Origin of the sequence: Streptomyces sp. NPDC006435, assembly GCF_040612315.1 — a bacterium.
Taxonomy (GTDB): domain Bacteria; phylum Actinomycetota; class Actinomycetes; order Streptomycetales; family Streptomycetaceae; genus Streptomyces.
The window spans coordinates 25,615-43,101 of sequence record NZ_JBEXPY010000032.1; the positions used below are offsets into that span (position 1 = coordinate 25,615).

General features: G+C 72.0%; 13 protein-coding genes and 1 riboswitch. Of the genes, 7 read left to right on the top strand and 6 right to left on the bottom strand.

Annotation, left to right across the window (positions count from 1 at the left end):
* The first annotated feature begins 17 nt into the window (after nucleotides 1-17).
* Nucleotides 18-2,162, top strand: a complete 2,145-nt coding sequence (locus tag ABZZ04_RS27355; RefSeq protein ID WP_356934879.1) for a UvrD-helicase domain-containing protein — start codon at nucleotides 18-20, stop codon at nucleotides 2,160-2,162.
* A 39-nt stretch (nucleotides 2,163-2,201) separates the two neighbouring features.
* Here ABZZ04_RS27355 and ABZZ04_RS27360 read toward each other — a convergent pair whose 3' ends face one another.
* A complete protein-coding gene (locus ABZZ04_RS27360) occupies nucleotides 2,202-3,971 on the bottom strand; it encodes an N-6 DNA methylase (protein ID WP_356934880.1) in 1,770 nt (589 codons plus the stop codon).
* Nucleotides 3,972-4,231: 260 nt separating this feature from the next.
* Between ABZZ04_RS27360 and ABZZ04_RS27365 the strand changes: the two genes are divergently transcribed.
* From ABZZ04_RS27365 to ABZZ04_RS27385, 5 genes are all read left to right on the top strand, one after another.
* The gene (locus ABZZ04_RS27365; RefSeq protein ID WP_356934881.1) at nucleotides 4,232-5,056 is read left to right on the top strand and encodes an SAM-dependent methyltransferase; all 825 of its coding nucleotides are present in this window, start codon (nucleotides 4,232-4,234) and stop codon (nucleotides 5,054-5,056) included.
* A 179-nt stretch (nucleotides 5,057-5,235) separates the two neighbouring features.
* The gene (locus ABZZ04_RS27370; RefSeq protein WP_356934882.1) at nucleotides 5,236-6,087 is read left to right on the top strand and encodes an SAM-dependent methyltransferase; all 852 of its coding nucleotides are present in this window, start codon (nucleotides 5,236-5,238) and stop codon (nucleotides 6,085-6,087) included.
* A 314-nt stretch (nucleotides 6,088-6,401) separates the two neighbouring features.
* Nucleotides 6,402-7,715 (top strand): cytochrome P450, encoded by a 1,314-nt coding sequence (locus tag ABZZ04_RS27375; RefSeq protein WP_356934883.1) that lies wholly within the window; start codon nucleotides 6,402-6,404, stop codon nucleotides 7,713-7,715.
* Nucleotides 7,712-8,971 (top strand): cytochrome P450, encoded by a 1,260-nt coding sequence (locus ABZZ04_RS27380; RefSeq protein WP_356934884.1) that lies wholly within the window; start codon nucleotides 7,712-7,714, stop codon nucleotides 8,969-8,971. The genes ABZZ04_RS27375 and ABZZ04_RS27380 overlap by 4 nt, the downstream gene beginning before the upstream one ends.
* A 116-nt stretch (nucleotides 8,972-9,087) precedes the next feature.
* A riboswitch (SAM riboswitch) is annotated at nucleotides 9,088-9,197 on the top strand.
* 48 nt (nucleotides 9,198-9,245) lie between these two features.
* Complete coding sequence (locus ABZZ04_RS27385) at nucleotides 9,246-9,653, top strand: hypothetical protein (RefSeq protein ID WP_356934885.1); 408 nt, start codon at nucleotides 9,246-9,248, stop codon at nucleotides 9,651-9,653.
* A 34-nt stretch (nucleotides 9,654-9,687) separates the two neighbouring features.
* Here ABZZ04_RS27385 and ABZZ04_RS27390 read toward each other — a convergent pair whose 3' ends face one another.
* The 5 genes from ABZZ04_RS27390 to xylB form a co-directional block, all read right to left on the bottom strand.
* The gene (locus ABZZ04_RS27390) at nucleotides 9,688-10,224 is read right to left on the bottom strand and encodes a DUF4232 domain-containing protein (protein ID WP_356934886.1); all 537 of its coding nucleotides are present in this window, start codon (nucleotides 10,222-10,224) and stop codon (nucleotides 9,688-9,690) included.
* Between the two features lie 358 nt (nucleotides 10,225-10,582).
* Nucleotides 10,583-11,950, bottom strand: coding sequence for a cytochrome P450 (locus tag ABZZ04_RS27395; RefSeq protein ID WP_356934887.1), 1,368 nt, complete (start codon nucleotides 11,948-11,950; stop codon nucleotides 10,583-10,585).
* Nucleotides 11,951-12,238: 288 nt separating this feature from the next.
* The gene (locus tag ABZZ04_RS27400) at nucleotides 12,239-13,084 is read right to left on the bottom strand and encodes a hypothetical protein (RefSeq protein ID WP_356934888.1); all 846 of its coding nucleotides are present in this window, start codon (nucleotides 13,082-13,084) and stop codon (nucleotides 12,239-12,241) included.
* Complete coding sequence (locus ABZZ04_RS27405; RefSeq protein ID WP_356934889.1) at nucleotides 13,084-14,361, bottom strand: VWA domain-containing protein; 1,278 nt, start codon at nucleotides 14,359-14,361, stop codon at nucleotides 13,084-13,086. Before ABZZ04_RS27405 ends, ABZZ04_RS27400 begins: the two co-directional genes overlap by 1 nt.
* 199 nt (nucleotides 14,362-14,560) lie before the next feature.
* Nucleotides 14,561-16,042: a xylulokinase gene (gene xylB, locus ABZZ04_RS27410; protein ID WP_356934890.1), complete on the bottom strand. Its 1,482-nt coding sequence runs from the start codon at nucleotides 16,040-16,042 to the stop codon at nucleotides 14,561-14,563.
* A gap of 241 nt (nucleotides 16,043-16,283) precedes the next feature.
* Between xylB and xylA the strand changes: the two genes are divergently transcribed.
* Nucleotides 16,284-17,453, top strand: a complete 1,170-nt coding sequence (xylA, locus tag ABZZ04_RS27415; protein WP_356934891.1) for a xylose isomerase — start codon at nucleotides 16,284-16,286, stop codon at nucleotides 17,451-17,453.
* Nucleotides 17,454-17,487: the final 34 nt, after the last annotated feature.

Below are 17,487 nucleotides of genomic sequence, written 5' to 3' on the forward strand. Positions count from 1 at the left end.
GTACTCAAGGAGCGCCCGTGCCCCAGCTCGCCTTCACCAACACCTTCTGGGAGAGCTTCGACGCCCTGGAGAAACAGGTCAAGGCGGGGGTGCGCAAGGCGATGGCCAAGTTCCAACGGCTCACCGTCGCCGAACTGCACGCGGACAAGGGGCTCCACCTGGAGTCGGTGGACAAGGCGCGCGATCCGCGGATGCGCACCATCCGCATCAACGACTTCTGGCGGGGCGTCGTCCTCGCGCCCGACGACGGCAGCGACACCTTCCTGCTGCTCAACGTCGTGCCGCACGACGACGCCTACACCTGGGCCGCCAAGCGCCTCTACACCGTCAACACCGCGACCCGTGCCCTGGAGGTGCGCAACGTCGTCGCCATCGAACAGCTCACGCCGGCTCTCGAGAAGGCGGCGGACGTGGCGCCCGCGCTGCTGTTCGCCGGTCACTCGGACACGGTGCTGCGGGAGCTCGGCATCGACGAGCAGATCCTGAAGGCCGTCCGCACCGTCATCGACCGCACCCAGCTCGACGCCTTCGGGACGCTGATGCCCGAGGACCAGTTCGAGGTGCTGACCTTCCTCGCCGAGGGCTTCACCCCCGAGGAGGTCTACCGCGACGTGGTCGCCATCCGCCGGCCGGTGCACGCCGCCCCGGAACCGGCCGAGGACCTGGCGACGGCCATCGCCAACACCAGCAACCGCATCACCCTGATCACCGAGCCCGACGAGCTCACCGCCATTCTGGAGAAGCCCTTCGCCGCCTGGCGGGTCTTCCTGCACCCCTCGCAGCGGCGGCTGGCCCACCGGGCTTCGTACAGCGGCCCCGTGCAGGTCTCCGGCGGGCCGGGCACCGGAAAGACGGTGGTCGCCCTGCACCGGGTCAAGCACCTGCTCTCGCGCTCGTCCGGTACCCGCGTCCTGCTTACCACCTACACCAACGCGCTCGCGGCGGCGCTGCGGCAGAACCTCTCGTTGCTCCTCGACGACGAGGAACAGCTGGCCCGGGTCGACGTGACCACCGTCGACGCCTACGCCCACCGCATCGTCCGGGAACTGGGCGGCCGGCCCCCGGCACCCATCGGTGACCAGGAGGAACGGAGGATCTGGCAGAAGGTCGCCAAGCAGTTCGACCTGCCCTGGACCGAACAGTTCCTCGCGCAGGAGTACCGGCACGTGATCCTCGCGCAGGACCTCCGTACGGCCGACGAGTACCTCGCGGCCACCCGGCGCGGCAGGGGCACGGCCCTGGGGCCGCTCAAGCGCGCCGGGGTGTGGCGTGCCGTCGAGACCTTCCACGCCCTGCTCGCGGCGAAGGGCAACAGCACACATCTGCAGGTGTGCGCCGAAGCGGCCCGGCTGCTGGCCGGGGCGGACCGGTCCGAGCACGGCTACGCCCACGTCGTGGTGGACGAGGCGCAGGACCTGCACCCGGCGCAGTGGCGGGTGCTGCGGGCGGCCGTCGAGCCCGGTGCGGACGACCTGTTCATCACCGGGGATCCCCACCAGCGGATCTACGACTCGCGGGTCTCGCTCTCCTCCATGGGCATCACGGTGGCCGGCCGGTCCGGCCGGCTCCGGCTCAACTACCGCAGCACCGAGGAGATCCTGCTGTGGTCGGCCGGTGTCATCGAGGACGTCGCCGTGGACGACCTGAGCGGTGACGGCGGCGACAGCCTGGCCGGTTACCGGTCCCTCCTGCACGGCCGGAAGCCGCACGTCAGCGGTCACCTCTCCGAGCAGGAGGAGGTCTCCGCGCTGGTGCGGCAGGTCGAGAAGTGGATCGAGCAGGGCGTCCGGCCGTCCGAGATCGCCGTGTGCACCCGGTTCAACATCCTTCTGGACAAGGCCGGATCCCGGCTGGAGTCGGCGGGCATTCCCGTCGTGAAGGTCAAGAACGATCCGGGAACGGCGAACGAGGGCGTACGGCTGGCGACGATGCACGCCATGAAGGGACTGGAGTTCCGCTGCGTCGCGGTCGTCGGCGTGGCGGAGGGCGCGGTTCCCTTCATGCGCGAGATCACCCCGGAGGACGTGGACCGGCTCCAGCACGAATCGGACATGCTGCGGGAGCGGTGCGTGCTGTTCGTCGCGTGCACCCGTGCCCGCGAAGCGCTCCACGTGTCCTGGAGCGGGAACCCCAGCCCCTTCCTGCCCGCCGAGCAGCCCTGACCTCTCCCGTCAGGCCCTCCCGAGCCTTTCCCGTCGGGCTCATCGGTCCCGGCCGGTCCGGCCCTTGCCTCTGTCCTTGTCCTTGTCCCTGTCTTCGTCCTTGTCCGCGGGTGGTTCGGTAGTCCCGGGGGGCGGGGGCAGCAGGGCACCGCTGGTGAGACCGGACCGTGCCAGCGAGGCCGCGTGCTCGCCGAGTTCCGCCAGGCGTCCGATGCGCTCCTCGAACTCCGACAGGGCCCGGAAGGCGGCGCCGTACCGTCGCTGCTCGTCGATGGCCATCCGGGGGATCCGGGAACCGCGGGGGTCGACGCGGAACGTGCCGCTGGCGCTGGTCGAACGGCGGTTGTTGGCGGCACTGCGGAGGAACCCGTTCAGGTAGTCGGTGTCCAGCTGCGTGCTGGTCGACACCGCCGAGTCCTCCGTCGTCTCCACCAGCCCGGCGCGTGCCAGCTCCGAGACGCTGACCACCGCCCTGTCCCGGAGACTGCCCGCCCCGCCCTCGGAGAGCTGCGGCAACGAGCTGAGCAGCGCTCCCAGTTGCTCCTCGATCGCCGATCTCACCGCCTCGTACTCGGCGGTGAGATCGGCACGCCCGACGGACACATGGGCCGCGGGCGTCAGATCGACGACGTCGTCGAGCAGATCGATGCGGGCCACGTCGGCGGTCCGGCCCTCCGCCGGTTCCAGCGGCCCGTCGGGAGCGTTGGCGGTGAGGTCCGTCATGCGTACGGAATCGGTGATCCCGCCCGGCCCGTCGGGGCGTTTGAGCAGCCACAGATGAACGGGGAGGGCATGCGCGGAGGCCATGCCCGGCGGCAGCGCCACGACCTCGGTGAGCAGGCCGCGCCGTACGATCTCGGCCCGGATGCGCCGCCCCGCCCTGCGGTAGGCGACGGACGGCGGCATCACCACGACGACCCTGCCGCCCGGGGCCGTGTGGTGGTAGCAGTGCTGGAGCCAGGCGAGCTCGCTCTCAGCGCGCGACGGCACGCCGAACTCCCAGCGCGGGTCCAGGAGCAGGTCCTCCCGGCCCCAGTCGACGACCCCGACCGGCGGTTCGCACACCACCAGATCCGCCTCGAGTCCGTGCTGCCGGTCCGCGCGGAGGGAGTCGCCGGTGCTGATGGTGATGTCACGGACGCCGGTCACCTCCGCGCGGAGCCGCGCGAAGAGGGCGTTGGCCGGGTCGATCTCCTGACCGGTCAGGGACCGGGCCCCGGGGGAGAAGGCCAGCAGCAGGGAACCGATGCCGCAGGCGGGGTCGAAGACGTCACCGCGCTCCTCGCCGACGACGTGCCGGACGGCCCGGATGAGCCGTGGCGAGGTGATGCCGTCGGAACCTGCGCGGCCCGAGGACTCGGCGTACCGCGCCGTCAGCCCGGCCAGCAGCTCGGCCGGGGAACGCTCCTCGGCCAGCTCCTCCACCAGGGATCCGAGAGCGGAGTCCTCCCCGCTTCCCGACCCATGGCTCCCCGACTCCCGGCTTCCCGGCTCTCCGGCCGACCGCAGGAGGATCTCCGCGACGGCGGTGAGGCCGTGCACCATGTCCTCGCCGTGCGTCCCGCGCAGCTGTTGCCACAGGCGCACCTCGTCGGAGATCTCCTGGCCCTTGTGCTGTGCGGCGAGCCAGGCGCGCACCTCGGAGAGCGAGAAGAGCGGACTGCTGGTGCTGTCCGTCGCGGGTGCGGGGAAGTCGTCGTGCCGTCTGCGCCAGTTCGACACGGCGGCGCGGGTGACTCCCGCCAGGCGCCCGATCTCGGCGGCGGTGACGAGGGAATCCGCGGTGGGCGACACACCATCGCTCTTCATGAATCCAAGGTACACGGATGGCATCGGGAAGGACATGCACAGCTCGTTTGCGATGTAAACACACTTGCTGTCGCCGTGCGGATGCGGAGCGGAGGGGGAGCGGAGGGGGACGCGCCCCAACCGGTCGGTGAAAAGCGGGAGAACCCTGTCGGCCGGCGGTGGCCGGGTGCGCATCCGGTGGGACCTGCGACGCATGACTCCCGCGACACCCAGGTAGGTTGAGGGCATAGCTTGATCGCTTTCGCGTCCGGAGGTCCCCCATGAGTGAGCAGCAGCCGTCCGTCACCCCTCCCGTCACTCCGGTGTCGGAGCGGATCGACACCACCCGGCCTCATTCGGCCCGCTTCTGGAACTACTTCGTGGGCGGCAAGGACAACTACGAGGTCGACCGCGAGATAGGCGACCAGATCAAGGCGTTCTTCCCGGGGCTCGTCGACGTGGCGGTGGCGGGGCGGCAGTTCCTGCGGCGTTCGGTCAGCCACCTGGTGGAGGAGCGGGGCATCCGGCAGTTCCTGGACATCGGTACGGGGCTGCCCACCGCGGACAACACCCACCAGGTGGCCCAGGGCATCGTGCCCGAGGCGCGCATCGTGTACGTGGACAACGACCCGCTCGTGCTGACGCACGCCCGTGCGCTGCTGACCAGCTCGCCCGAAGGCGTCACCGACTACATCGACGCGGACTTCTACGAGCCGGACACCATCCTCGCCGAGGCCGAGAAGACGCTCGACTTCGACCGGCCCGTCGCCCTGATGCTGCTCGGCATCCTCGGTCACGCGGGCGACTTCGACCGGGCCCGCGAGGTGGTCGGCCGGCTGATGGCGGGACTGCCGTCCGGCAGCCACCTCGTGGTGTACGACGGGACGCGGACCAGCGAGGGCATGATCGCCGCCGAGAAGGCGTACATGGAGAGCGGCGCCGTTCCGTATTACGTCCGCGAACCCGACGAGATCGTCAGGCTCTTCGACGGGCTGCGGATCCTCGACCCCGGATTCGTCCGGCTCAGCGAGTGGCGGCCCGACGCCGACAGCGCGACCGTCCCCGCGGACGTCGACGCCTTCGGTGGGATCGGCGTCAAGGAGTGACCCGTACGGCACCGCCGGGGGCCACCTGCCCCGGCGGTGCCGCGCGGTCGTCCGGGTGACCGCTCATCGAGGTGGCCGGCAGGGGAACCGGCCGCCGACGGCATCACCACCAGCACCAGCACCAGCAGCAGGAGCAGCAACAGGACCGGGACCGACCACGACAACAGGGGGAACGCCGTATGACAGGGAACGAGTCCGGTGCGCGACCGACCGGTGCGCACCGCATCGACACCACCAGGCCGCATTCCGCACGGGTGTACGACTGGTTCCTCGGCGGGAAGGACAACTATCCCGTCGACGAGGAGCTCGGCAGGCAGATCGCCGCACTGTCGCCGGACACGAAGCGGATCGCACGCCACAACCGCTGGTTCATGCACCGTGCGATGCGCTGGCTCGCGGGGGAGGAAGGGATCCGGCAGTTCCTGGACATCGGTTCCGGCATCCCGACCGAGCCCAACCTGCACCAGATCGTCCAGGGCGCGGCGCCCGCCGCCCGGGTCGTGTACGTGGACAACGACCCGATCGTCCTGGCCCACGCCGAAGCCCTGCTGAGCGGCACGGGCGAAGGGGTGACGGCATATCTCGACGCCGATGCGCGGGAGCCGGACCGGATCCTGGAACTCGCCGCCGACGTGCTCGACCTCGACCGGCCCGTCGCGCTGTCCCTGATCGCCCTGCTGCACTTCGTCGAGGACGGCGGGAGCGAGGGGAACGGGCCGGGTGCCGGGGCGTACGAGCTGGTGGAACGGCTCATGGAGCGCCTCCCCGCCGGGAGTTGTCTCGTCCTGTCCCAGCTCACCGGTGACTTCGACCCCGAGAGCGTGGAGAAGGGGGTGGCCTCGTACGCGGCGGGCGGTGTGACGCTCGTACCGAGGTCGCACCGGGGCGTCAGCCGGTTCTTCGACGGGCTGGACGTGGTGGAACCCGGGGTCGTCCAGGTCGTCGACTGGCACCCGGAGCTCAACGTCGGCGAACTCCCGGTGGAGACCCGGCCCGTGCCCATCTACGGCGCGGTCGCCCGCAAGCCGTAGCAGCAGGCCCGTGAACGGTGGCGGTCGCCCGTGAGTCGTGGCGGCCGCCGGGCACGCATGCACCGGGAGCGGGTGCGCACGGGGTGGAGGAGCAGGGACGTGCGAGGGCGGGGAGGGGGCGTACGAGGAGCGGGCGCGTGCGGCGCTGCGGAGCACAACGGGAAGATGTCAAAAACGGTCATTGCTGATCGAATATGTGATGGCAATGCTCTCGATTACCCCCTAAAGACTTACCAAACTTCCCTATAGTGAAGCCGCGTTGATCAACCGATCGTCGTAACGAGCGAAGCCCTCGTCACAGGAGAACCCGTACGATGACGCCGCCCGCATCCGCCGTGCCCGAACACCCGGCCGCGACCGGCGAGACCACCGGCGGTGGCTGCCCGGTGCGCCCCGGCGGGTCCGCCGTCCCGCTCAGCGGACCCGAATTCCACACGGAACCCCACGTCGTCTACCGCGCCATGCGGAACGAGCACGGGCCCGTCGTGCCCGTGGAACTGCCCGGCGGGTTCCCGGCCTGGCTCGTCGTCGGCTATCGCGAACTCCACCAGGTCACCAGCGACGGCGAGTTGTTCCCCCGGGACGTCGGGCTGTGGAACCAGTGGGGGAACGTCCCGGACGACTGGCCGCTGTTACCCATGGTCGGCCGGCCGATGCCGTCCATCTACTTCACCGCCGGGGCCGAACACCGGCGCCACGCCGCGATGGTGGGACACGCGCTGGAGGAGGTCGAGCACTTCGAACTCCGCCAGGACTGCGAGGAACTGGCGGACCGTCTCGTCGACGGCTTCTGCGAACGCGGCACGGCGGACCTGATCACCGACTTCGCCGTACCGCTCCCGGTACTCGTCCTCGCCCGGCTGGTCGGCTTCCCCGACGAGGACGGGGCGCAGATCGCCGAGGTGCTCAGGGACCTGGCCGACGGCGGACCGGGCGCGCAGGAGGCCCATCTGCGGTTCGGGGAGCACATGGGGCGCCTGCTCGCGGCCCGCCGTGCCGTGCCCGGCAAGGACGTGGCCTCCCGGATGCTCGCGTACCCCGGCGAGTTCACCGACGAGGAGTACGTGCTCGACCTGATGGCCATCACGGCCGCCGGACACCTCACCACCGCCGACTGGATCGGCAACTCGCTGCGCCTGATGCTCACCGACGACGAGTTCGCCGTGGCGCTCTCCGGCGGGCGGCACAGCGTCGCCGAAGCCATGAACGAGGTGCTCTGGGAGGAGTGCCCGACGCAGATCCTCGCCGGCCGCTGGGCGGCGCGCGACACCAGGCTGGGGGAGCGGAGCATCCGCGCCGGGGACATGCTGCTCCTCGGGCTGGGCGCCGCCAACACCGACCCGCACATCCGGCAGCACCTCTCGACCGCGGGAGGACCGTCGGGCCGCGGCGGCAACGCCGCGCACATGGCGTTCAGCCACGGCGAGTACCGCTGCCCCTTCCCCGCGCAGGAGATAGCCGAGATCATCGCCCGCACCGGGATCGAGGTGCTGCTCGACCGGCTGCCCGACCTGGAACTGTCCGTTCCCGCACGGGAATTGGTCCGACGACAGTCCGCCTTCCTGCGGGGGATGACCGCGCTGCCCGTCCGGTTCTCCCCCGTACGATCGACAGGAGACTTCCTTTGAACTGTCCGCACGCCGCCCGAGAAGACGCTTCGAACGGCCCGGTCCTGGTCGTCGACCCGCTGGTGAAGGACCTCGACGGCGAGACGGCACGCCTGCGCGACGCCGGTCCGCTCGCCAGGATCGAACTGCTCGGCGTACCGGCCCTGACCGTCACCCGGCACTCCCTGGCCCGCCAACTGCTCGTCGACCCACGGCTGGTGAAGGACATCGATGTCTGGGGCCTCTGGCAGCGCGGGGAGGTCACGCACGACTGGCCGCTGATCGGCATGATCGACGCCGGGCGCTCCATGTTCACCGTGGACGGCGCGGAACACCGGCGGCTGCGGACCAAGACCTCCCAGGCGCTCACCCCGCGCCGGCTGGAGGAGATACGCCCGGAGATAGAGAAGTTCACCGAGGAACTGCTCGACGCCCTCGCCGAGCACGGCGAGCGCAGCGAGGACGGGGTGGTCGACCTCAAGTCCGTGTTCGCACAGCCGCTGCCCATGCGGGTCGTCGGCATGCTGATGGGCGTGGACGAGGCCGAACACCCCATGCTGATGAAGCGGTACAAGGCGTTCTTCTCCATGCTCACGCCGCAGGAGGAGCGCCTGGCGCTGCTGGCCGAACTGGACGTTTTTTACACCGACCTCGTGCGCGAGAAGACCGTGCGGCCGACCGACGACCTCACCAGCGCGCTCATCCTGGCCGAGGAGGGCGGCGAACCGCTCACCGAGGAGGAGGTGGTGGGCAACCTCAAGGCGATGGTGGCGGCCGGTCACGAGACCACCATCGGACTGATCCTGAACGCCGTGCGGGCCCTGCTCACCCACCCCGACCAGCTGCGCAAGGTGCTCGACGGCGAGATCCCGTGGGAGACGGTGATCGAGGAGACCCTGCGCTGGGACACCCCCACCACCCATCTGCTGATGCGGTTCGCCACCGAGGACATCCAGGTGGGCGACGACGTGATCCCGAAGGGCGAGGGCGTGGTGATCTCCTACCGCGCCATCGGCCGCGACACCGAGCAGCACGGGGCGGACGCCGACGCGTTCGACGTCACCCGGCCGACGCCGATCCGGCACATGACCTTCGGCCACGGGCCGCACATCTGCCCCGGCGCGGCGCTCTCCCGCGTCGAGGCCGGCATCGCCCTGCCCGCGCTGTTCGAGCGTTTTCCCGCACTGCGGGCGGCCGTCCCGGACGAGGAGATCAGCAAACTGCCGGTGATGACGCAGAACGACATGGCGGCCTTCCCGGTCCTGCTGCACGGCTGACGGCCGACGGCCGACGGGTGGGTGGACGGCGGGTGGCGCGAGGAGGCCGGTGCCCTCGCCGGTACGGGCCCTGACCACCCGTCGGGCGGCACCGTCCGTGGGATACAGTCCTGGTGGGTCATGAGTTCCAGTGCGCAGCCCCGGCTGACTGGACGGCACCCCGCTCCGCTGCGGGTGCTCCGGGTGAGGACCTGCCCCGTGCGCGGCGTGCGGGGAACAGCGGACCGTCGGGGCAGAGCACCTGAGGTCCATGATCTCGGGAAGGCGAGAACCCATGCTCCCCCACCTCATCCCCGACGACGGCTGCTCCGGCCACGGTCCCGGTCACCACGTCCACTGGATCCACGCCAAGAAGTGCCACCAGGAGCCCGGCCAGGCCGTGGAGCTCCTGCTCACCTCGGGCGACGTCGCCGCCGACGGCTGGATCGGGCTGCGCCCCGCCTTCGACCACTCCGGGGAACTGCCGAAGGTGTGGACGCACGCCCCGGTGACCCTGACGGAACTGCTCGCCGGGCACCGCGGCCGCGTGTTCTGGCTGCCGAGGTGGCACGCCCTGAAGCTGGTGGACTCCGCAGGCCGTGCCACGGCGCTGGTCAACGTGGGTTTCGAGGGCGGCCCGCTGTGCGCGACGAGTACCCCCGACCCGCGGCGGACCGTCGGCGGCACGACCTACGGCCTGTAGCCGCAGGTCGGCCCGCCGTGCCCATGGCCGTCCGTCAGCCCACCGCGTCCGCGAGGGCGCGGTCCGCGGCGGCGCTCGACTCCTGCCACAGGGTGGTGATCGGCTCCCACACATGGACGCCCCCGGGCATGCCCACGGTGGCCCCGCTGAAGGTGACGCCCAGGTGGGAGGGGTCGGCCGCCACGGAGAGACTGTCGACGACACGGCCCTCGGAGGTCGCCGGGTCCGCGGTGCGGACGGCGGCGTAGGCCCGCTCGCCCGCGGAGAGCGTGTAGGGACCGCTCTCCGCGGGCGGCACGGTCTGGGCGGAGCCGTCCAGCCCCCTGAAGGTGATCGTCGGGATCCGGTCCACCACACATGCCCGGTTGCCGTGGTTGGTGACGTCGACACGGGCGACGTTCCGCTGTCCGCCGGGTGCGGCGTGCACGTCGAGGGCCTTCTCCTGGCATGTCGCGAGACGGCTCATCGTTCCGGCGGACGCGGTGCCGGCCGTCACCGACATCGCGGTGCCGGTCAGCGCCAGGGCTGCCGCGACGGAGAGGACGGGGGTGAGGGCGGAGCGGAGGCGCATGGTGTTTCTCCCGTTGGATCGACAGCCTGCGGATACGGCCTGACGGCCATGTGGGCCGGTACGGCCGACATGGACAGTGTGGACCGAATGACATGATCCCCGCGACAGATCGGACATATCGGTTCGGTATATCCGGTGCGCGGATGGTGCGCGGGCGGTGTGCGGATGACGCGCGGATGGTTCCCGGGCTGCGTCCGGGGCGGTGCGCGGGACGGCCGGCCGATTCCTTCCGGCCCGTTTCGGGCCGGGGCCACTTCGGGGGGATCCATGCGGCCCGGCGCCGATGACGGACGGCGCCCTCGCGTCGGGGCGGCCCTCGCGGGGCCCGGTCCCGGGTCCCGAGGGCCGCCCCGTGCCGTCACCGTGCCCGGAGCGTCGCCAGCACCTCCCGGTCCGGCTGCAGGGTCAGGCTCGGTACGGGGTCGATGGTGCCCGGGTCCACGTCCAGTTCGAAGCGGCGTGCCAGCACGGCCAGGATCAGCACCGCCTCGACCATCGCGAACCGGGTGCCCAGGCAGACCCGGGGGCCGCCGCCGAAGGGGAACCAGGCGTACTCCGCGATGTCGTCGCCCTCCTCGGGGTCCCAGCGCTCGGGGCGGAACTCCTCCGGCCCGGGGAACCACCGCGCGTCGCGGTGCGTCACCCACTGGCTGCTCCACACCCGGGTGCCCTGCGGCACCGGGACGCCGCCGATCCGCGCCCCCTCCTTGGCGACGCCGGTGACCAGCCAGATCGTCGGATAGAGCCGCAGCGTCTCCTTGACCACGGACTGGGTGTACGTCAGCCGGGAGTAGTCGTCGAACCCCGGCTCCCGGTCGCCGAGGACCCGGTCCAGTTCCTCGGTGAGCGCGGCGCGCGCCCGCGGGTTGCGGGACAGCAGGTACCAGGCCCACACCAGTGTGGAGCTGGTCGTCTCGTGCCCGCCGATGTACAGGGTGACCGTCTCGTCCCGGATCTCCCGGTCCGTGAGGTGCGCGCCCGTCTCGTCGATCGCGGTCAGCAGTCGGCTCAGCAGGTCGGGGCGCTCGTCCCCGCCGTCGCGGTGGCGGGCGACGACCCGGGCCACCTCGGCGTCGATGACCGCCGCGGCCTTCTTGATCCGGGCCCGGCCCGGCGTCGGCACCCAGTCCGGCAGCAGCGCGCCGATCCCGGCGAACTCCTTGCCGATCTCCTGCTGTGCCACGTCCATCGCCCGGCCCATCGCCTCGGTGTCGGCCGGGGTGTCCACGCCGAAGATCGTGCGGACGGCGATCCGCTGGGTCAGGGCGGCCATCTCCCGCTTGACGTCGACGCGTTGGCCGTCCGACCAGGTGTCGGCCAGCTCCACCGTGCTGCCCGCCATCGTCGCCGCGTACGACCGCACCTGCTTGGGGCGCACGGAGGGCTGCACCAGGGAGCGCTTCCGCCGCCAGTCGGTGCCGCGGGCGACCACCACGCCGTTGCCCATCACGGTACGGAAGGCGATGCCCAGTGCGGGCTGGTCGAAGGTGCGTTCGGTCTCGGTGAGCAGTTCGCCGATGCAGTCCGGATCGGCTATGTACACGCACGGGTTGGGGCCGAAGCGCCAGCCGACCATGTCCCCGTGGTCGCGCAGCCGCTCGAAGAAGGCGAGGGGATTCTTCGCGAACTGCGGCATGCTCCCGAGGAACGGCAGCCCCTTCGGGCCCGGCACGATCGTGTGGCTCCGCGGCTCGGCGTCGATGGCCGGGCCGGTCTCCGTGGACATGAAGGTCTCCGCTCCCTTGTGGCGCACCCGAGGGGGTGCGCAGCGACCTGACTTCAGGGCTCCCGCACCGGTGGCACATGTCATCGGCCCTGCACGGTACGTGAGTTGACGAGAGTAGCCGGGTCGGGCGCCCCGTGGGCGGACGGTCGACGGGGACGGGGAGACGAGGCGGGGAGAGGGGAGACGGGGAGAGCGGGAGGGGCGGCGGGCCGGCGTGCCGTTCCCGGTGGACGGGCCCTGCGGGGCCGGGCCCGTCCACCGGGTCGGGACGCCGTACGGGGGCGCGGGTCAGGCGCCCGGCGGAACCCTGGACGGGCGGCCGCCGCCACGGGTGAGGGAGTACCCGAAGACCGCCGCGAGCGCCCCGAGGACGCCGCCGCCCACCGTCCACAGCCAGCGGTCGGTCCACCAGCCGGAGGACCAGCCGTCCTCGGGCCCGTCGCCGGACGACGCCTCGTCCGACGCGTCGTCACCGGCGGCCGAGTCGTCGGACGCCTGCGCGACGGAGGAGACGCCGGGCACCAGCGGCTCGGCGAGTGTGCCGTCCACGTCACCGGCACCGCCCTTGTCGACCGAGTTGACCTCGACCTCGGTCCGTACCGGCAGCCCCAGGTCGGACGGGGGCAGCCCGACGACCGTGAGGCGTACGTAGTAACTGCCCGGCAGCGGGTCGTCGGCCCACGGCTCGGCCCAGGCGCGGACGGTCCGCAGGACGCAGGCCAGCTCGACCGTCGACGCGTCGGCCGCCGCCTTTCCGGTCTGGCGGCCGTACATGCACGCCTGACGGCGCCGCAGCCCGTCGTACACGTCGACCTGCCACGTCGAGGCGCCGTGCCGGGTGGCGCTCTCGGGCAGGGTGATCCTCGCCTTCACGGTGGCCCGCTGGCCCGCGTCGGCGGGGAAGACCCAGTACAGGTAGTCACCCGTGGACGCATCGGCGGTGGCGGTCAGGCCCTGCTGGATCGCCGTCGCCGTACGGAAGGTGGTGCCGGCCTCGGTGGGGCCGGCCGATTCGTCGGAGGCGCTCGGGCTCGGGCTCGCCGACGGGTCGTCGGCCACCGCGGCACCCGCCGGGGTCAGCAGGGCGAGCCCGGTCAGCAGCGCGGCTGTGAACGCGCGTGTCGTTCGCTTCATCAGTTGGTCCTCCAGACGGCGATGCGCCAGCGCGAGATCCAGCCGAACACCAGGCCCACGACCAGTCCGGTGAGGACCAGCACGCCCAGCAGCCACCAGCCGCGGCCGAGACCGAAGGCGGCCACGTCGGCCGCTTCGTCCGGGTCGTCCACCAGGTCCACGGTCAGCTCGACCGGCATGCCCGGCGAGGTCTTCACCGAGGCCGGTGCCGAGAAGGAGTTGCTGACCTGGAGGCACACGGTCTCGGCAGCCGGCTTGTCGTCGCTGTCCGTCTCGGCCGAACCGGCCCTCGGATAGCGCAGACCGGAGGAGATCGCGTCGGTGCGGCCGGTGCCCGACTCCGAACCCCGCACGATCTCCCGGCCGTGCACGGTCAGCGCCCGCAGCAGCACGCCGTAGTCGTTGTTCACGGCCCGGTCGGCGAACACGCTGACCGAGGTGCGCAGTTCCTGGCCGGGCAGTACGTCCACCCGGTACCAGCGGTGCTGGCCGAACTTCTGGCGGTCGGTGTACAGGCCGGGCTTGAGCTGCGGCGCGGTCGAGCACCGGTCGGTGCCCTCGGTCGCCACCGGCGTGACGACGGGCTCGGCGGCCCGGTCGACCAACTGCTTGACGCGGCCGGAGAGCTCGTCGGTGTGCTGGACGGCGGTGTAGGTGCCGCCGGTGGCCTCGGCGATGCAGGTCAGCTGCTCGCGGATCTTCGCGTTCGGCACCAGGCCCAGGGTGTCGATGACGAGGTGGATGCCGCGGGCCGCGATGTCCCGGGCCACCTCGCACGGGTCGAGCGGGCCGCAGGTGTCCTCGCCGTCGCTGATCAGGACGATCCGGCGGGTGGAGTCGCCGCCCTCCAGGTCGTCGGCTGCGCCCAGCAGGGCCGGACCGATCGGGGTCCAGCCGGTGGGGGCGAGGGTGGCGACGGCCGTCTTCGCCTCGGTGCGGTCGAGCGGGCCGACCGGGTAGAGCTGCCTGGTGTCCTTGCAGCCCACCTTCCGGTCGTCGCCGGGGTAGTCGGCGCCGAGCGTCCGGATGCCGAGCTGCACCTGCTCGGGAACCGCGTCCAGGACCTCGTTGAACGCCTGCTTCGCCGCGGTCATCCGGGACTGGCCGTCGATGTCGCGGGTCCTCATGGAACCGCTGACGTCGAGCACCAGCTCGACCTTGGGGGAGGCTTTGGCGGGGGCTTCGTCGGCAGCGGCGGGGATCGCCGAACCGAGCCCGGCGGTCAGGGTCGCGAGCAGGATGCCCACCCCGGCCGTCAGCCTTTTTCTTATGATCATCGCCGGATACTAGTGAAGACCGCTTCGCTTCCCCAAACCGGTCCCGGGGGCGACGGGGGAGCACCGACGGGTACCGGCCGGACCGGCGTGACGGCAGCTCAGAACTGCCCGCGGGGCGTACGACGCGGCGCGCGCCGGGGCGCACGGGCACCCGGAGGCGGGACGCACGGGACGCCCGGGGAATCCGGGGAACGTGGGGTCAGCGGCCGCCCAGCAGGGGGCCCGCGGCCCGTTCCAGTACCGAACCGATCCGGTCCCAGGTGGCCGAGTCCCGCGGGACGGCGGGCAGTTCGGTGTCCTCGCCGGTGCCCCAGCCGGTGGCGATCGTGACCGGATCCGCACCACCGGCCGCCGACGCCGCCAGCGCCGCGGCCCCGGTCGCCACCAGTTCGCCGCCGCCCGGCACGATCACCGGCCGCCCGGACAGCCGCCGCACCGTCTCCACCCAGACACGCCCCCGGGCCCCGCCGCCGATCAGACGCAGCGGCCGGGCGGCCACCTCGGGGGCGGCCGGGTCGAGACCGCAGGCCCGCAGCAGTTCGTCCAGGGCGCGCAGCACGGTGAAGACGGCGCCCTCGTAGGCGGCGCCGAGCAGTTGCCGGGACGTGGTGTCGTGCCGGAGCCCGGTGAGCAGACCGGCGGCGGTGGGCAGGTCGGGGGTGCGTTCGCCGTCGAGGTAGGGCAGGAGCACCGCGTCGCCGCCGGGCGCCGCGTCGTCGCGGTCCAGGCCGAGCAGCGCGGCCACCTTGTCCACGGCGAGCGTGCAGTTGAGGGTGCAGGCCAGCGGGAGGTACGTGCCGTCCGTCCCGGCGAAGCCGGACAGGGCCGGTGAGGCGGGCCGGGTCCGGGAGGAGGCGAAGACCGTGCCCGAGGTGCCGAGACTGAGCACCGGGTGGTCGAGCAGCCCGGCGCCGCCCAGCCCGAGCCCGACCGCGGCGCTCATGTTGTCCCCGGTCCCCGCGGCCACGGCGATCCCGGCGGGCAGGCCCAGCGCCTCGGCCGCCCGCGCGGTCAGCGAACCGACGCGCGTCGCCCCGGAGTCGGCCGACTCCGGCAGCAACCCTGCGTCCAGGCCCAGGAGTTCCAGGATCTCGGGATCGTAGGCGCCGGTCGCGGTGGAGTACCAGCCGGAGCCCGAGGCGTCGCCGGGGTCGGTGACGGCGACGCCCGCGAGACGCTCGGTCAGGAAGTCGTGGGGAAGGCGCACGGCGGCGGCAGAAGCGGCGTGCTCCGGCTCGTTCTCCCGCAGCCACTGCCACTTCGACGCGGTGACGGAGGCCACCGGCACCGATCCGGTCCGGGCGGTCCAGGCGTCCGGGCCGCCCAGCGCCGCGGTGAGCGCGGCGGCCTGCGGGGCGGAGCGGGTGTCGTTCCACAGCATCGCGGGACGCGACGGGCGGCCCGAGCGGTCGAGGACGACCAGCCCGTGCTGCTGCCCGGCGACCGCGATGCCGGTCACCTCGGATCCCGCGGCCCCCGACTCCGCCAGCCCGGCGGCGACGGCGTCGCACAGCGCCCGCCACCACCCCTCCGGGTCGCTCTCCCGGGCCCCCGCCTCCCCGTCGACGCGGTGCGGGGCACGGCCGACGGCCAGCAGCCGACCGCTCCCGGCGTCGACGAAGGCCGCCTTGGTGGACTGGGTGGAGCTGTCCACACCGATGACGACGGTGCGCGGCGGCATGGCGCCCTCATTCCTCTGTCGCGGGTCCGGCATATTTGATCGTGCGCAAAACAAATTACGTGACCGACCCCGCTCCGCACAGCGGTGGCGCCGCTCCCCGATCACGCCGGTACCGGGCCGGTGGGGCAGGGTACCGGACTTCGCGGCCGATGGTGAGGGGTTACGTGCCCCGAGGTGGTCGTGCATGATTAGTCATGACGCTTAACAAATAAGGCCCGGCCCGTACCGAAGGCGGCAGACGATGACGGAACGCTTCACGCCCACCCCCGAGGACAGGTTCACCTTCGGGCTCTGGACGGTGGGCTGGCAGGGACGCGACCCGTTCGGCGACGCGACCCGCGCGGCGGCCGACCCGGTCGACACCGTGCGGTGGCTCGCCGAACTGGGCGCGTACGGCGTGACCTTCCACGACGACGACCTGATCCCGTTCGGCGCGACGGACACCGAGCGCGAGGGGATCGTGAAGCGGTTCCGGCAGGCACTGGACGCGGCCGGGCTCGTCGTCCCCATGGCGACGACCAACCTCTTCACGCACCCGGTGTTCAAGGACGGCGCGTTCACCGCCAACGACCGCGACGTACGTCGCTACGCACTGCGCAAGACCCTGCGCAACATCGACCTCGCCGTCGAGCTGGGCGCCACCACCTATGTGGCCTGGGGCGGACGCGAGGGCTCCGAGTCCGGGGCCGCCAAGGACGTCCGGGTCGCCCTCGACCGGATGAAGGAGGCCTTCGACCTGCTCGGCGACTACGTGACCGAGCAGGGCTACGACCTGAGGTTCGCCATCGAGCCCAAGCCGAACGAGCCGCGCGGGGACATCCTGCTGCCGACCATCGGCCACGCCCTCGCCTTCATCGAGCGTCTGGAACGCCCGGAGCTGGTCGGCGTCAACCCGGAGACCGGGCACGAGCAGATGGCCGGGCTGAACTTCCCGCACGGCATCGCGCAGGCACTGTGGGCGGGCAAGCTCTTCCACATCGACCTGAACGGCCAGTCGGGCATCAAGTACGACCAGGACCTGCGCTTCGGCGCCGGTGACCTGCGCCAGGCGTTCTGGCTCGTGGACCTGCTGGAGACGGCCGGTTACACGGGCCCGAGGCACTTCGACTTCAAGCCGCCGCGCACCGAGGACCACGACGGCGTCCGGGCCTCGGCCGCCGGCTGCATGCGCAACTACCTGATCCTCAAGGAGCGCGCCGCTGCCTTCCGCGCCGACCCCGCCGTGCGGGAGGCGCTGCGCGCGTCCCGGCTCGACGAACTGGCCCGCCCCACCGCCGAGGACGGTGTGGCCGCACTGCTGGCCGACCGGTCGGCGTACGAGGAGTTCGACGTCACGGCGGCGGCGGAACGGGGCATGGCGTTCGAGGTCCTGGACCAGCTGGCCATGGACCACCTGCTCGGCGTGCGCTGACCGAGCGCTCCGGGCAGGCCGGCGGTCCGGTCCT

Excerpts from the sequence above, each read along its gene's own strand:
- ABZZ04_RS27360 (WP_356934880.1), bottom strand. The coding sequence starts at position 3,971 with ATGAAGAGCGATGGTGTGTCGCCCACCGCGGATTCCCTCGTCACCGCC.
- ABZZ04_RS27365 (WP_356934881.1), top strand. The coding sequence starts at position 4,232 with ATGAGTGAGCAGCAGCCGTCCGTCACCCCTCCCGTCACTCCGGTGTCG.
- ABZZ04_RS27370 (WP_356934882.1), top strand. The coding sequence starts at position 5,236 with ATGACAGGGAACGAGTCCGGTGCGCGACCGACCGGTGCGCACCGCATC.
- ABZZ04_RS27375 (WP_356934883.1), top strand. The coding sequence starts at position 6,402 with ATGACGCCGCCCGCATCCGCCGTGCCCGAACACCCGGCCGCGACCGGC.
- ABZZ04_RS27385 (WP_356934885.1), top strand. The coding sequence starts at position 9,246 with ATGCTCCCCCACCTCATCCCCGACGACGGCTGCTCCGGCCACGGTCCC.
- ABZZ04_RS27390 (WP_356934886.1), bottom strand. The coding sequence starts at position 10,224 with ATGCGCCTCCGCTCCGCCCTCACCCCCGTCCTCTCCGTCGCGGCAGCC.
- ABZZ04_RS27395 (WP_356934887.1), bottom strand. The coding sequence starts at position 11,950 with ATGTCCACGGAGACCGGCCCGGCCATCGACGCCGAGCCGCGGAGCCAC.
- ABZZ04_RS27400 (WP_356934888.1), bottom strand. The coding sequence starts at position 13,084 with ATGAAGCGAACGACACGCGCGTTCACAGCCGCGCTGCTGACCGGGCTC.
- ABZZ04_RS27405 (WP_356934889.1), bottom strand. The coding sequence starts at position 14,361 with ATGATCATAAGAAAAAGGCTGACGGCCGGGGTGGGCATCCTGCTCGCG.
- xylB (WP_356934890.1), bottom strand. The coding sequence starts at position 16,042 with ATGCCGCCGCGCACCGTCGTCATCGGTGTGGACAGCTCCACCCAGTCC.
- xylA (WP_356934891.1), top strand. The coding sequence starts at position 16,284 with ATGACGGAACGCTTCACGCCCACCCCCGAGGACAGGTTCACCTTCGGG.